The organism is Streptomyces caeni, from assembly GCF_042678285.1.
In the GTDB taxonomy this organism is placed as follows: Bacteria; Actinomycetota; Actinomycetes; order Streptomycetales; family Streptomycetaceae; genus Streptomyces; species Streptomyces caeni.
In genome coordinates, this window is sequence record NZ_JBHUDX010000083.1 from 67,914 (window position 1) to 82,253 (window position 14,340).

General features: G+C 70.2%; 14 protein-coding genes and 2 pseudogenes. 7 read left to right on the top strand and 9 right to left on the bottom strand.

Going from position 1 to position 14,340, the window contains the following annotated elements; translation table 11 throughout:
- Positions 1–31 precede the first annotated feature (31 nt).
- The 3 genes and pseudogenes from ACFSL4_RS26845 (at position 32) to ACFSL4_RS26855 (ending at position 1,809) form a co-directional block, all read left to right on the top strand.
- Positions 32–871, top strand: a complete 840-nt coding sequence (locus tag ACFSL4_RS26845) for a Na+/H+ antiporter NhaA (protein ID WP_381088059.1) — start codon at positions 32–34, stop codon at positions 869–871.
- A gap of 208 nt (positions 872–1,079) precedes the next feature.
- Positions 1,080–1,250, top strand: a pseudogene (locus tag ACFSL4_RS26850) (site-2 protease family protein); the annotation flags it as partial.
- Between the two features lie 241 nt (positions 1,251–1,491).
- Complete coding sequence (locus ACFSL4_RS26855) at positions 1,492–1,809, top strand: CBS domain-containing protein (RefSeq protein ID WP_381088062.1); 318 nt, start codon at positions 1,492–1,494, stop codon at positions 1,807–1,809.
- Between the two features lie 231 nt (positions 1,810–2,040).
- On the opposite strand, the gene ACFSL4_RS26860 is transcribed toward ACFSL4_RS26855, so the two are convergent.
- Genes ACFSL4_RS26860 through ACFSL4_RS26890 form a run of 7 tightly spaced genes read right to left on the bottom strand, consistent with a single transcriptional unit; the run spans position 2,041 to position 8,175 of the window.
- The gene (locus ACFSL4_RS26860; RefSeq protein WP_381088065.1) at positions 2,041–2,370 is read right to left on the bottom strand and encodes a monovalent cation/H(+) antiporter subunit G; all 330 of its coding nucleotides are present in this window, start codon (positions 2,368–2,370) and stop codon (positions 2,041–2,043) included.
- Entirely contained in the window at positions 2,370–2,624 is a 255-nt protein-coding gene (locus ACFSL4_RS26865) for an MrpF/PhaF family protein (protein ID WP_381088068.1), read from the bottom strand. Before ACFSL4_RS26865 ends, ACFSL4_RS26860 begins: the two co-directional genes overlap by 1 nt.
- Positions 2,621–3,007 carry a Na+/H+ antiporter subunit E gene (locus tag ACFSL4_RS26870; RefSeq protein WP_381088071.1) on the bottom strand — a complete coding sequence of 129 codons (387 nt, stop codon included), beginning with the start codon at positions 3,005–3,007 and terminating at the stop codon, positions 2,621–2,623. Before ACFSL4_RS26870 ends, ACFSL4_RS26865 begins: the two co-directional genes overlap by 4 nt.
- On the bottom strand, positions 3,004–4,497 hold the full coding sequence (locus tag ACFSL4_RS26875) for a proton-conducting transporter transmembrane domain-containing protein (RefSeq protein ID WP_381088074.1): 1,494 nt from the start codon (positions 4,495–4,497) through the stop codon (positions 3,004–3,006). The genes ACFSL4_RS26870 and ACFSL4_RS26875 overlap by 4 nt, the downstream gene beginning before the upstream one ends.
- The gene (locus tag ACFSL4_RS26880) at positions 4,494–4,832 is read right to left on the bottom strand and encodes a sodium:proton antiporter (RefSeq protein ID WP_381088076.1); all 339 of its coding nucleotides are present in this window, start codon (positions 4,830–4,832) and stop codon (positions 4,494–4,496) included. Before ACFSL4_RS26880 ends, ACFSL4_RS26875 begins: the two co-directional genes overlap by 4 nt.
- Positions 4,829–7,552: a hydrogen gas-evolving membrane-bound hydrogenase subunit E gene (mbhE, locus tag ACFSL4_RS26885; RefSeq protein ID WP_381088079.1), complete on the bottom strand. Its 2,724-nt coding sequence runs from the start codon at positions 7,550–7,552 to the stop codon at positions 4,829–4,831. Before mbhE ends, ACFSL4_RS26880 begins: the two co-directional genes overlap by 4 nt.
- Complete coding sequence (locus ACFSL4_RS26890; RefSeq protein WP_381088082.1) at positions 7,549–8,175, bottom strand: universal stress protein; 627 nt, start codon at positions 8,173–8,175, stop codon at positions 7,549–7,551. The genes mbhE and ACFSL4_RS26890 overlap by 4 nt, the downstream gene beginning before the upstream one ends.
- A 92-nt stretch (positions 8,176–8,267) precedes the next feature.
- Between ACFSL4_RS26890 and ACFSL4_RS26895 the strand changes: the two genes are divergently transcribed.
- Entirely contained in the window at positions 8,268–8,951 is a 684-nt protein-coding gene (locus ACFSL4_RS26895; RefSeq protein WP_381088085.1) for a CBS domain-containing protein, read from the top strand.
- 48 nt (positions 8,952–8,999) lie between these two features.
- Here the strand turns inward: ACFSL4_RS26895 and ACFSL4_RS26900 are convergent.
- Together ACFSL4_RS26900 and ACFSL4_RS26905 are read right to left on the bottom strand one after the other, a co-directional pair.
- Positions 9,000–9,158, bottom strand: a pseudogene (locus ACFSL4_RS26900) (transposase); the annotation flags it as partial.
- 159 nt (positions 9,159–9,317) lie between these two features.
- Positions 9,318–10,109 (bottom strand): rhomboid family intramembrane serine protease, encoded by a 792-nt coding sequence (locus ACFSL4_RS26905; RefSeq protein ID WP_381088088.1) that lies wholly within the window; start codon positions 10,107–10,109, stop codon positions 9,318–9,320.
- Positions 10,110–10,426: 317 nt separating this feature from the next.
- On the opposite strand from ACFSL4_RS26905, the gene ACFSL4_RS26910 reads away from it, so the two are divergent.
- The 3 genes from ACFSL4_RS26910 (at position 10,427) to ACFSL4_RS26920 (ending at position 14,310) form a co-directional block, all read left to right on the top strand.
- Positions 10,427–12,262 carry a glycoside hydrolase family 15 protein gene (locus ACFSL4_RS26910; protein ID WP_381088091.1) on the top strand — a complete coding sequence of 612 codons (1,836 nt, stop codon included), beginning with the start codon at positions 10,427–10,429 and terminating at the stop codon, positions 12,260–12,262.
- Between the two features lie 305 nt (positions 12,263–12,567).
- Complete coding sequence (locus tag ACFSL4_RS26915; RefSeq protein ID WP_381088094.1) at positions 12,568–13,437, top strand: universal stress protein; 870 nt, start codon at positions 12,568–12,570, stop codon at positions 13,435–13,437.
- Positions 13,438–13,767: 330 nt separating this feature from the next.
- A complete protein-coding gene (locus ACFSL4_RS26920; RefSeq protein ID WP_381088096.1) occupies positions 13,768–14,310 on the top strand; it encodes a universal stress protein in 543 nt (180 codons plus the stop codon).
- The last annotated feature ends 30 nt before the right edge of the window (positions 14,311–14,340 follow it).

A 14,340-nucleotide genomic window follows, 5' to 3' on the forward strand; every position in this document is an offset into this window, starting at 1 on the left:
ACGCCCGCCCCACCACCGAAAGGCCAGCCGCATGCACCGATCCGTCCGCGCCGGCCGCACCGTCCTCGGCCGTCTCCCGCTGCCTGAGCGGACGTTCGTGGCGGATGCCCTGCGCACGGAGACGGTCGGCGGCGTGGTACTGCTCGCCGCCGCAGCGGTGGCGCTCATATGGGCCAACTCACCGTGGAGGAACGCATACGAGTCCCTACGGGACTTCCACTTCGGCATCGGTGTCGCCATGGGACTGTTGCTGCGGGTGGCGAAGGACGGCGAGAGCGGTCGGCGCCCGGCCGAACAGATCGCTCACGTGGTCCGCCCGGCCTCCGCCGGAGTGGCCGTCCCGCTGTTCGCGCTGTTCGCGGCCGGCGTCGGCGTCACGGGCGACGCGCTAGGGGCTGTGGCCGGTGATCCGGAGCCGCTGGGCGTGGCACTGGGCCTGGTGGCCGGCAAGGTTCTGGGCGTCTTCGGCGGCTCCTACCTTGCCGTCCGCTACACCCGGGCCCGGCTGGGCCGGGATCTTGCCTGGGCGGACGTCCTAGCGGTGGCCATGCTGGCAGGCGTCGGCTTCACCGTCTCGCTGCTGATGAGCGACCTCGCTTATCACAGCGCTGCAGACCGCGGGGACATCAAAGTGGCCGTCCTCCTCGGATCTCTGGCCTCCGCGCTCCTGGCTGGCCTGCTGTTGAAGCTGCGGAACGCCAAGTACCGACGGCTGTCCGAGGAGGACGACCCCGGCGAGAACGCCGGTCCCGTCGCCGGTGGCAGCCAGCAGACCGATTCCCCTGGGGGTACCTCCGCCCTGCGGACTCCACGAGCGGGCCGCTTCGGCCACAGCGGCAGCCTTCCGGATTCACCACATCTGGACAGGTGATCCGCCATGCCCGTGAGCATCGCCTTGTCGTCACCCGTCACCCGTCACCCGTCACCCGTCACCCGTCACCCGTCACCCGCCTCCGTCGAACGTGACGGACAGCGGGCGGACACCGTTCCGGTCCGGCCCCGTGGCCGGCCCGGCACATCGACTCCGGCGGAGGACCACCCGCCACGGCCCACAGGAGACGGCCATGAACAACTCGGCGATGCCCGCAGCCGTCCTGCTCTGGCTCGCATGGGTGAACTTCGTCCTGGGCGCGTTCAGCCTGCTGCCGGCCGCCCCACTCGACGGAGGACGAGTGGTAGAGGCGCTCATGTGGTGGCGCACCGGAGACCCTGACCGCGCCGAGCGCGTGGCTGCGCGCGGCGGGCAGGCCCTCGGCATCCTGCTGATGGGTCCGGGATGGTTCGTCCTGCTGCGCGGAGCCTTCGGCGGTCTGTGGTTGACGGTCATCGGTTTCTTCGTCCTGATCGTCGCCAATGCGGAGCACCAGCGAGCACGGCTGGCACCGGCCCTGCGCGGAATCCGGGCGGCCGATGTCATGTCGAGCCCCGTCGAGCCCCGTGGAGACATGCCAGGACTGGCTGACAGCGCAGCGCTGCATCGAGGAGGTGGCCGTGCAGAGCCGCCACTCCACACTGGTCCTGACCGATTTCGAAGGACACCCCAGCGGCCTGCTCCATCTCCCGCGGCTCGCGACGATCCCCACCCCGCAGCGGGAGACCCTGCGTCTACGGGATGTGGCACTGCCGCGGTCGCGGTGCGCCACCTGCGCCCCGGAGGATCCGGTCGAAGGTGTGCTCGAAGGACTCTCGCCGGGCAGTGGATTGCCCGTCTTGGTCTGCGACGGTCAGCACGTGGCGGGCGTCATCACCGCGACCGACATTGCTCGGGTCGTCCAGCGTCATGCCCTCCGCGGATCGAAAAAGCAATGACCGCTCCGCGGTTGGAGTGTCAGCCGATGGCGGCATCACAGCGTGGCCGAGTGCGGTTGCGGCGACGGCTGCGGAATCCGCTGCGGCGGCGCAGCGACGCCGGCGAGCCGTGTGCAGGCCCCCTACCAGGCCGGGCGGGGCCTCGGAAAGGACCCGCCGGCCAAGGGTTCGTCGGCGGCCTGCTGCACGTCCGGACGACTCGTTGAGGTGACGACCGTGGCGGGTCGTGACTCATTCGTGGTCGCGTAGATCGTCGCGGTGAGTTGCCGCGGTGAGTGGGGACCCGGACCGGTATGCGGCGCGGCCTGCGGCGTAGGCGCCGAACGGGCTCGTCAGCAGTTGCAGCGCCGTTCCCAGGAGAAGGACGGTGGCCGTGGTCGGGGTGGGCATGAGGAAGAGGACGGCGAGCAGTACGAGCGACACGCCAAGGGCGGCCGCCTTGGACACTGCGTTGATCCGGTTGTACGCGTCGGGCAGGCGCAGCAGGCCCAGTGCGGCGAGCGCGACCAGGCCCGTTCCGAGGGCTGCCAGGGCGTGTCCAAGGAGGTGCTGGGCGGTCATCACGAGCGCCGTTCGAGCAGGTGGGCGACGGCGACCGTGGCGAGGAATCCGACCAGTGTGGCGACGAGGACCAGGATGAGAACGGCCGGGGTGTGCAGCCTGACGGCGAGGAGGGCGATGGCTGCCACGAAGACGACGAAGCCGAGGTCCAGGGCCACGACCCGGTCGGCGTCGGTGGGACCGGTCGCCATCTGCCAGACGGCCACGGCCATGGCCGCCGTGAGGGTGCCGAGCAGGATGTCGATCACTGTCATGGTCTGTAGCCTCCGTGCGGTCGCATCACTGCGAGCAGTCGGTTCTCCAGGTCGCCGAGTCGGGTGAGGAAGAGGTCGGGATCGGCGGCGTGCATGCCGTGGACGAACAGTGCGGGCGGGGTGGTGCGCGTCCGCACCTCCAGCACGAGTGTTCCGGGGGTCAGGGTGATGAGGTGGGCGAGGATTGCGATCTCCAGCGGGGTCCGGCTTCGCAGCCGGAGTTCGACGATGGCGGGGGCGAGGGTGCTGCCAGGAGTGATGATCTCGCGAGCGACCGTCACGTTGGCCAGGAGGAAGAGTCGGCTGAAGTGACCCAGGAACCCGGGCGCGCGCAGGCACCGGACCGCGGCGCGGCGCAGCCGGGTACTCAGCCGCCGGCTCATCGGCCCACTGCCCGGACATAGGCCGATGTGTTGATCAGCCCGTCGGCTGCGGCCGCGCTGGCGGTGAGCAGCGGCTGCGCTTGGATGCCGAGCAGCAGGGACGGAGCGGCGAGTACGACAGCCGGCAATGCGAGAGCCATCCGTTCGGATGTCCGTTCCCGCGGCGGTGGCGGCACTGGCCGGGCCGTGGAGGCGGCGCGCGCGGTGGGTTCGCCCCAGAAGGCGCCTTCCCAGATCTTGATCATGGAGACGAGGGTGAAGAAGCTGACGGCGATGGCGGTGGCGAGGGCCAGGTAGTCGGTCGTGGACGCCGCAGCGCGGATCAGGCCCAGTTTCGCGACGAAGCCGGACAGCGGCGGCAGCCCGGCCAGGGAGAGGGCGGCGGCCATGAACGCCGCGGCGAGCAGGGGATCCTGGCGGGCCAGGTTGCCGAGCCGGTCGAGGCGGTCGGTGCGATGGGTGGTCTCCACGGCTCCGGCGCAGGTCAGCAGGGCGGCCTTGACCAGAACGTACTGCACCTGGAAGAAGATCGCCGCGGCGAGCCCGGCAGGGGTGAACAGGGCGATGCCGAGCAGGATGTAGCCGATCTGGCTGACCATGTGGAAGCACAGGATGCTCTTCATGGCCTGTTCCCCGACCGCGCCCAGTACTCCGGCCGCCATGGTCAGCAGCGCGGCCGCCATGAACACCCAGCGGAGTCCCGTCCCGTTGAAGACGAGGGCGTACACCCGCATGGTGGCGTAGACGGCGACCTTGGTCAGCAGTCCGGAGAAGAGCACGACCACCGCCGGGGGCGCCGCGGGGTAGGTGCGGGGCAGCCAGCCGTGCAGGGGTACGACTGCGGCTTTCGTGGCCAGTGCCAGGAGTACGACGGAGCATGCGAGAGCGGCGGCGCGGCTGTGCTGTGCCGCGCCGGCGAGTTCCGCGAGGCTCACCGTTCCGGTGACGCCGTAGACCAGGGCCACCCCCGCGAGGAGGAGAGTGGAGGCGAGGAGGCTGGTGGTGACGTAGATCCGTGCGGCGGAACCTCGGCGCGTACCGCCGGCTTGGGTGAGCAGCGCGTAGGACGGGACGAGCATGACCTCGACGAAGACGAAGAGGTTGAACAGATCGGTGGTCAGGAACGCCCCGTACACACCTGCGGAAAGGACGAGTGCCAGCGGTGTGAACAGCGGGCTGCCGTCATCTGCGGTGGCGGCGGCGAAGGCGGTGGCGAGCAGGGCCAGCAGGGCGCTGACGCTCAGCATGAGCGCGCTGAGGGTGTCGGCGGCGAGCACGATCGCGATGCCGGGCGGCCAGGAGCCGATGTTCTGGACGAACACCGTGCCATCGGTGGTGGCGTTCACCAGTGCCACCCCGAGCAGGAGGACACCGGCGTGCACGGCCATTGCCGTGAGGCGATGCACCGTGCGCCGGCCGCCGACGGCCAGGAGTGCCCCAGCTGCCAGCAGTGGTACGGCCACCGGGAGGGCGAGGACGGTGCCGGTCACCGGCCTCGCTCCGTGGGCGCGCCGCAGGAGCCCTGCTCGGGATCGCTTTCGCGTTGCTGGGCGCGGGCGAGGCCGAGCAGGTACACGGTGATGCCGAAGGTGATGACGAGGGCGGTGAGGACGAACGCCTGCGGCAGCGGGTCGGCCATGCGGTCCGGGTTACCGGTGCCGACCAGCGGGGCCTGCCGGCGATTGAGGCCCCCGGAGGCCAGCAGCAGGATGTTGGCCGCGTGGCCGAGCAGGACGAAACCCATCGTGATCCGGATCAGGCCGGGGCGCAGGATCAGGAAGACCCCCCCCGCTGTCAGGACACCCACGGCGATCGCCGCCGTCATCGGCGCTCTCCTTCCTCCGCGCCGAGGCGGTCCATCGCGGTGGTCATCAGCCCCAGGACGAGCAGGTACACGCCCAGGTCGAACAGCAGGGAGGAGGACAGGCGCGCCCCGCCGGGCAAGGGCACCTTCACAGGAGTCAGGAACGGCTTGCCGAGCGCCATGGGAGAGAGGCCCACCGTCGAGGCCAGCAGCAGTCCCGCCGCCAGTAGCGCGCCGCCCAGCGGCCGCAGCAGCCTGCGCCCGCCGGCCAGGTGGCCCAGCGCCACTGTGGTGCCGGCGACGAGGGCGCCGATGAACCCTCCACCCGGCTCGTTGTGCCCGCGCAGCAGCAGATACAGCGAGAGGAGGACGATGACCGGGACCAGCATGTGATACGCCGGGCCCAGTACCTGGCCGTACGGTGCGGCAGGCAGGCCACCGGGCGGGCTGTCGCGCCTGGTGCCGGGGAGCAGCAGGAGCAGGCCGAGCGCGGCGGCCGCGAGCACGCTCGCTTCTCCGAGGGTGTCCAGACCGCGGAAGTCCACCAGGATGGTGTTGACCACGTTTCGCCCGCCGGTCTGCGGTTCTGCGGCACGCAGGAAGAATTCTCCGACGGGTGAAACGTCTCGTCGTCCGGTCAGCGCCAGGGTCCCAGCGGTGGCGACGAGTCCGGCGGAGACGGCCAGCGCCGCCGCGGCGGCGGCGCTGCGCCGACGGCTGCGGGCAAATCGAGTGGGCAGGCCGCGCAGGACGAATGCGGCCACCACTGCCGTGAGTACCTCCACCAACAGCAGGGTCAGTGCCACGTCCGGCCCGCCGGCGATCACGAACCAGACGGTTACGACGAGCCCGACGGTGCCCAGCAGTGCGACCGCGGCCGGCGTGGAGCGCATCGCGACCAGGGAGCCGACCGTCGCTGCCAGCAGAGCCAGTACCCCCCAGTCCCCCAGAGGGGGGTGGGGACCGGCGACGGACGGCGTCCTGCCGATGAGCAGCCCAGATGCCAGGCCCAACACGACGACACCCGCCACTGGGCGGGCCAGAAAGGCCGCCACCGAATCGCTGCGATCCGGACGGCCGAGCATGGCCCCGAACCGCAGAGTGGCGCGGTAGCCGCGGTCGAACAGCACGGTGCCGCCCAGGTGGGGCAATTGCTGCAGTGCGCTGTCGACCCGGTTGCGGGCCACAAACAGAGCCATCCCGCAAGCGATCGTGATGGCTGACATCAGCAGTTCGACGCTGAGCCCGTGCCAGAAGGAGAAGTACGGGGGCTTGGCCCACGGCTCGGTGTCCAGCACCGCCCGGCGCATCAGGGGGTTCAGCACGGTCACCGCCGGGCCGAGCACCAGGCTCGCCGCTGCCGCCGCCGCGGCCGGGGCCAGGAAGGCCCAGGCGGGCTCGTACAGTTGCCGTTGCAGTGTCGGTCCGGCGAATGCGCCGTAGAAGATGCGCATGCCGTAGGCGAAGGTCAGGGCGGACGCGGTGACCGCGAGTGCCCCTGCGACCCAGTTGGCACCGGGGAGGATGTGCGTGCTGGTGAACCCCTGGAACAGGGACTCCTTGCTGACGAAGCCGATCAGTGGCGGCACTCCGGCCAGCGACAGCCCGGCCAGTCCGGTGAGTGTGGCGGTGACCGGCATGACCCGCATGAGGCCGGACAGCTCCCGGATGTCGCGGCTTCCCGCTTCCTTGTCGAGGATGCCGATGAGCATGAACAGGGTCGCCTTGAACAGTGCGTGCGCGAAGGTGTGCAGGATGGCCGCGGCGAGCGCGACGGTGGTCCCCACGCCGATCGCGGCGACCAGCAGGCCCAGCTGGCTGACCGTGGAATAGGCGAGCAGGGCCTTCAGGTCGTGCTCGCGCAGCGCCTGGGCGGCTCCCAGTACGGCGGTGACCAGCCCGACCCCGGTAAGCGTGAGCGACCACCCCGGCTGCCCCGCGTACAGGGCGGAGAACCGGAGCAGCAGGTAGATGCCGGCCTTGACCATGGTGGCCGCGTGCAGATACGCGCTGACCGGTGTGACGGCTACCATGGCCCCGGGCAGCCAGAAGTGGAACGGCACCTGCGCCGACTTGGTGAACGCCGCGAGGATCAGCAGGGCTGCCGCGGCCGGAGCCACGGCTGAATCGGCTACCTGTTCCCGCGCGGCCAGCACCGCGGCGATGTCCGTGGTCCCCGCCGCGACCGCGAGCAGCACCACCGCGCCCAGCAGAGCAAGCCCGCCCAGCCCGGTCACCAGCAGAGCGCGCACCGCGGGGCGTGCGGCAGCGGTACCGGTCGTCGAGATCAGGAAGAAGGACAGGACCGTGGTCCCCTCCCAGAAGACGAACAGCAGTACCAGGTCGCCGGCGAGGACCAGCCCCAGCATGGTGCCGCCGAACAGCGTGAGCATGGCGTAGAAGCTGCGATGTCGGACATGGGCCGGCAGGTAGCGCGGGCAGTACGCCATGATGAGGGCGCCCACGCCCAGCACCAGCAGGCAGAACAGCGACGCCAGCCCGTCCAGCCGCAGGGTGAAGGACACGCCGAGCGAGGGCATCCACGGCCAGGAGACGGAGACGTCGCCTCCCGCCAGCGCCCTGGGTGCCACCGAGCCGAGCAGGACGGCCACCGCCACGAATCCGGCCCCGAGCGCGTAGCCGGCGTTTCGGCCCAGGAAGCGCTCCAGAAGGGGGGTGAGCATGGCCAGTGCACCCATCGCGGCCAGTGCGGCGACCAGCACACCTCCGTGGGCGCTCACCGGTCGGAGGGGTTCTGGCGCCCGCCGGCCACGAGCACCGGCACGGTCCCCTCACGCACCAGTTCCTGGGCGACATTGCCCAGCAGCCGCTTGGACAAGCCCCGCCCGTGCCGGCCCACGATGATCAGGTCGATGCGCTGCTCGTGGGCATAACGGGCCAGGGCCTGCGCGGGCGGACCGGCCAGGACCTCGCACGAGGCCACGCGCCCGCCGCTGCGCTCCGCGGCGCTGTTCAGACGGCTCTTGGCCGCGACGGTGCTCCCGTCCCAGTCGTCCTCGGCAGCGTCGTAGCCCACCACCTCGGCGGCCACCAGCGACTCCGTGTACGGCCCCAGCAGGCCGGTGGCGAGATCCAGCGCCGCCAGCGACTCGGCGGAACCGTCCACGCCGACCAGCACCCGCAGCCCGCCGGGGCGGCGAGGGCCGGTTTCGGTCCGCGCGAGCCGCCGCGGGTGCCGCAGCACGCGCATGGGCGCCACCAGGGCCAGGACCGGCCCGAAGACGGCGCCCATGAACAGCCAGCTGGGGTGGCGGTGTCCCCGGCGTGCCATCCACCAGGCGGTGAGGAAGCCGATGGCGATCCAGGCCCCGACGGCGATCAGCACAAGCGTAAGATCACGCATTGAGGACCTTTTGCGTAGTTCGTGTCTTTCTGGGAGGCAACCTATGCCATCCGGGCCCTCGCAGTCGGGTGGCGACACCGGGAGAAGCCACGATGAGGCAGTGGACCGTAGGCGATGTGATGACTTCCCGGGTGGTCCGGGTGGGGGAGGACGCCACGTACCGGGAGATCGTGGACGCTCTGGCCGGATGCCAGGGCAGTGCCCTGCCCGTCCTCGACGGGCAGGGCCGCGTGGTCGGCGTGGTCTCCGAAGCCGATGTACTCCGCAAGGTCGAGTTCCCCGGCGGAGGGGAAGAGCCGCGCTTCTTCGAGCGGCCGACGCGGCGCGCCGCCCGGGCCAGGGCGCGCGCCGACCTCGCGCGGGACTTGATGAGCGCACCGGCGGTGACCATCGGACCGGACGAGTCCGTGGCGGCGGCAGCCCGGCTGATGGAGAGCAGGCGGGTCAAGCGCCTGCCGGTCGTCGACGGCGAGTGCCGCCTGGTAGGGATCGTCTCACGGCGGGATCTGTTGAAGACCCACCTGCGCCCGGACAGCGACATCCGCGACGACATCATCGACGGAGTGGTCAAGCGCGCTTTGTGGGCCGATCCCGCCGGGCTGACCGTCGACGTCCGCGACGGCGTGGTCGAGCTGCGCGGCTGGGTCGACCGGCACAACACCGCCATTTCCGCCCTGCACCTGACCGAACAGGTCCCCGGCGTGGTCCGAGTGGTGGACCGCCTTTCCTGGCGGGACGACGATTCCCCCCGCTCCGCGGACGATGAGCCCGCATAACACGGTCCGTACCCGGCGAGGTACTCCATCGCCGGAGCTCACATGGGCCTTGCGGACTGCCTTGACCAGGCCGGAGTGGTGGTCGGCGATGACCAGGCGGACCCCGGTCAGGCCCCGCTCGCGCAAGGAGCGCAGGAACTCGCTCCAGAAGACTTCGGTCTCGCTGTCGCAGGCCGTCAGTCCGAGGACCTCGCGTCCGCCGTCCTCGGTGAATGGTCGCGTCAGCCTGCTGCAGTACGGCCGCCACGGTGGAACGGCGGGCGGCCAGGAGCGCTGCCGATGACGCACAAATCGCCCGGTCCGCCAGCCGTCACCGGCCGGGGCACGGTTGCCCGGCCATGCGGTGCCGGGTCGGGATTGCCTGCCCTATTGCGCACCGTGAAGTTCAGGCGGTGGCAGTGTGCCCCGACGCAGCGGCCAGCCGATCAGCATTCCCGCTACAAAGCCGATCACGTGCGCAAGGAAGGCCACGCTCCCGGCCTGCGAGACGCCTGTGACGTATGAGTACACCGCCTGCAAGCCGAACCACAGCCCGAGTACCACCCAAGCCGGCAGCCGCAAGGGCAGGAAGAAAAGAAACGGCACCAACGCCCACACCCTGGCCCTCGGAAACAGCACCAGATAGGCACCCAGTACCCCGGCGACGGCCCCCGAGGCGCCGATCAGCGGAGCGCTCGAGTCGGCGCTGGCCAGCGCGAAGCCGTACGCTGCGGCGTAGCCGCAGATGCCGTAGAAGAGCAGGAAGCGCACATGGCCCAGGCGGTCCTCGACGTTGTCACCGAAGATCCACAGAAACAGCATGTTGCCGAGCAGGTGCAGCCAGCTGCCATGCAGGAACATCGACGTCAGGACGGACAGCGGCGGCGACTTGTCGTAGGCGGGCGGGCCCACCAGACAGCGGGGCCCGAACGGGCCCGTGCCCACATCGCCCGTCGGCACCAGGCGAGGCAGACGGTCATGGATCAGTTCACGTGGCACGGCCGCCCACTGCTGCAGGAACGCCTCGAGGCGGCACAACTGTACCGGGCCGATCTCTCCCGTCGCCGAACCGGCCACCCCGGGCATGCGCAAGAAGACCAGGAAATTGACAATGAGCAGCAGGTACGTCACCCAGGGGACCCGCCGTGCCGGATTCACGTCGTGAACGGGGATGACCACAAGCAATCACTCCCTGCCGCCGCCCCGATTGCGCGCCACAAGTGCCCCGATGAGCGTCCAGACCGGCCAGGCAAGGCGGCTTCGGGTCACGGGGTACCGCCCTTCCGGCCCCAGCCGTTCATGCCTTTTACCCGCATGGTTCCGTATGCAGGCTTCCCGGTGCGGTGTGGAGCCAGCTGTTCGAGAGCGTCTACCTTGCCGGGCTCCGGAAAGGACGGGAGAGCTCCGCAAGGTCTGAGCTGTTGCTTCTGGGCCGGTCCTCCCGCGGACTCCCGCGCGCTGACCGATCACCTTCCGCCCTGGGTACACGGCTGGGTATGGGGCTGTCGAGGCACTACGAGGGTTATCTGCCGATCGAGGATCATGGGATGATCGGCGACGGACGTGGCTGTGCCCTCGTGGGGCGCGATGCCACGGTGAGTTTCATGTGCGTTCCACGCTTCGACTCGCCGCCTTTGTTCTGTGCTCTGCTCGACCGCCATCGCGGCGGTTGCTTCGTCCTGGCGCCTGAGCGGCTACGACAGTGCCACCAGCACTACGTGCAGGACACCGGAGTGCTGGTGACGGATTTGCAGGCGGACACCGGCACGGTCCGGGTGACGGACGCCTTTGTCCTGGAACCCGGCGCGCATCTGGAGGAGGACATCCCGGCAGGCACCGGGCAACTGGTCCGTCACGCCCGCGTCGTCCACGGCACGATCGACCTCAGGGTACTCATCGAGCCGCGCGGTGGCGCCGAGGTTCGGGCGGATGCCGGCGGATGGCAGTTGGCCTGCCCCAGGCAGCAGCTGACACTCCGTCTGCGGTCGTCTCGGTCGCTGCCCGGGCTCGGGAGCACACTCAGGTTGCGCGAGGGGGAAGACGCGTGGTGGGCACTGCAATGGGGCGCTGGGGACGACAACCGTCCGCACCGCAGCGTGGTCAACGCAATAACCGAGACCATCAAGGCTTGGCAGCGATGGTCGGCGTACGTGGTGGACGACGTACCGCAACCAGAGCTGGTCCGCCGCTCGGCCATAACCCTGAAACTCCTGGATCATGTCGAGAACGGTGCGATCATCGCCGCTCCCACCTCGTCATTGCCCGAACGTGTCGGAGGCAGCCGCAACTGGGACTACCGCTATGCCTGGATCAGGGACGCCGCCTACGCGGTCTTCGCTTTGCGCCGTATCGGGCTGCCCATGGAAGCCGGAGGGTTCCTCTCCTGGGCGCTGGCTGCAGCGCAAGAGGACGCCCAGCCGCGCGTCATGTACAGCGTGGACGGCCGATCCCCGCCGACGGAAGTGATCGATGACGAGTTGGAAGGCTATCGCCGTTCCGCACCAGTACGCTGGGGAAACGCCGCCTCCGAACAACCCCAGCACGACGTGTACGGAGAAATTCTCGACTGCGCCTTCCAGTGGGCGGCCACAGGCGGCAGCCTCGACGGCCGGCTCTGGGACCGTCTGACCGCAGTGGCCGAAGCCGCCCGTACCGCATGGAAAACCCCTGATCACGGAATCTGGGAGGTCCGCACCCAGGGCCGCCCGTTCACCTACTCCGCGGCCCTGTGCCAGGTGGCGCTCGACCGCGCAGCCCGGCTCGCCCGTCGGCTGCACCTGCCGGGCAACCCCGGCACCTGGGCCGACGAGGCTCGTCTTCTGACTGGACGCATCCTCCACGACGCGTGGGACGAACGCAGCAAGGCGTTCACCGAACATCTCGGCTCCGGAGGCGGCCTCGACGCCTCACTCCTGGCTCTCCCCCTGCGGCGCGTGGTGCCTGCCGACCACCCGCGGATGGTCGCCACCACACGGGCCATCACCAGCCGACTGAGCGCAGGGGGCGGTCTCTTGTACCGCTACCTGCCCGAGGACTCACCCGACGGACTCGACCAGCCAGAAGGAGCGTTCGTCCTGTGCAGCTTCTGGCTGGTGGACAACCTGGTCGGCCAAGGCCGCGTCGACGAAGCAAGTGAACTCTTCGACACCCTCTGCTCCCACGCCAGTCCCCTGGGACTCTTCGCCGAGCAGATCGACCCCGACAACCACCTTCACCTCGGCAACTTCCCCCAGGGCCTCAGCCACGTCGGCCTCATCGCCAGCGCCGTGGAACTCGCCCGCGCACAGCGTGGCGTACGCCCGGAGCTTGCCACCCACACCTGGTTCCGCTGAAGAAACCTCGTGCGGCCCCTGCGGGCCACCGCGGGCCACCACGCGCTGTCGCGGCGAGGGCGGTTCCCAGCAGATCAGCCTGCTCCGTTCGGCTTGACCGCGTTCGGCGAGGGGACACGGAAACCTCGAACAGCAGCCGGCTGGCGAGGTTCCCGCAGTTGAGGAACCGTGGAAGAGGAGGTGAGGGGAATGACGCCTGCTTGCCCGGCGGACCGGGTCTCGTGGAAGCCTGCGCTTCCCGTTGCGCCCGCCGGCGGTCCTTGCCGCACGACGGCGGCCCCACACCGGGGAGCAGGGGGCATGCGGTGAGTGGACAGGTCGTGGTAGGGGTGGACGGCTCACCGTCGAGCCTCGACGCCGTGCAGACGGCGGCCGGTGAGGCGAGACTGCGCGGGCGCGGGCTGCGGGTGGTGTACGCCTTCCTGTGGCCGGCGATGCATCCGCCGTCCGGCCCATCGCCGCTGGGACCGGTCGGGGGCGAACTGCGCGCCGGGGTGGAGCGGGTGATGGCCGAGGCCGTGCAGCGTGCGCGTACGGCGGCACCCGGGGTGGCCACCGCCAACGCGGTGATCGCCGGTGAACCGCGGGCGGTCCTGGAAAGCCAGTCGCGCACCGCAGAACTGATCGTGGTGGGCAACCGCGGCCTGGGAGGCTTCGCCGGGCTGCTGCTGGGCTCGACAGCAGTACACCTGGCCGCACACGGCCACTGCCCCGTCATGGTGGTCCGCGGCCGGAAAGATGCCACAGGCGACATCCTTCTCGGCGCCGACGGCTCCCGAGCCGGCCGCCCGGCAGTCGACTTCGCCTTCGCCGAGGCATCCCTGCGCGGCACACCCCTGATCGCCTTCCACGCCTGGAACCCACGAACCGAGCGGGCCCTCAGTGGCCCGGCAGACCCTCGGGCCTTGGTCTGCGCCGAGGAACGCCTGCGCGACGAAGCCACGCGGCAGCTGGCTGAGGCGCTCTCCGGCAAGCAGGAGCAGTACCCCGACGTTCCCGTGCACCGCCGCCTGGTGAAGGCGGGCCCGCGCCCGGCACTAATCGAGGCCAGCGGCAGCGCCCAGCTCCTGGTGGTCGGGGCGCGGGGCCGAGGCGGCTTCCCCGGCATGCTCCTGGGCTCGGTCAGCCAGGCGCTTCGGCGTCATGCGCAATGGCCGGTCACCGTCGTTCGGTGACCCGGTGCACGCCAGTGAGCACGGCAGGGTACCTCAGGATCCAAGCCCCCGGCGGCAGGAAACGAGCGCAGCCGCAGCGAGCCGACCACAGCGGCCACCGCCCACAGCGGTGCCGTCCACCATGAGCCGGAATGCAGGGAGAACTGAAGGGCACACGGTGACACTGCGGCAGGTGATGGCGGCCACCGATCTTACACGGCGGTCCGGCTGGGCCGTGGGACGGGCAGCACAGCTGGCCGGACGACATGACGGAGGTCTGACCGTCGTGCACCTCCTGCCAACGTCTGCTTCCGCGGCTGAGGAAGGTCGCCCGGGAGCAGCTCACGGCGCATGTCCCACCACTGCGCTGGCGGCGTAGCCGCCCGACCTCTGTTGCGCTCCGGAAAGACCAGTGCCGCGATCCTGGCGACGGCCGAGGGCCTGGACACCGATCTTCTGGTGGTGGGGGCCTGCGGCATGGACCGGGTGGCTACCGGTCTCCTAGGCAGTACGCCGGAGAATCTCGTGCGGGGCAGCCGAGTTCCGGTACTCGTCGTCAGGAACCGGCCCGACACCGCGTACCGAACCGTCCTGCTCGGCATCGACCTGTCGGAGGCACCGATGGCAGCGGCCCGGTACGGTATGGCCCTGGCCCCTGAGGCGGAGCACATCGTGGTGCATGTCAGCACTGTGCCCGGGGAGCATCTCATGCGCAGGCACGGCGCGAGCGAGACCGACATCGCGCAACCGTGGGGTGTCTCCCCTGACCGGGTCAGACCCCGCGTCGAACAGGTGGCAGCAAGCCTGGCACCGCCCCTGGTACGACCGCCGACGGCATCGGTGGCAATCCCCTGGTTCCGTAGAGACGTTGGTTATGCGGCCCGGACTTCCTGATCGCTCCGGGCTCGCGCTTCCTGGATGATC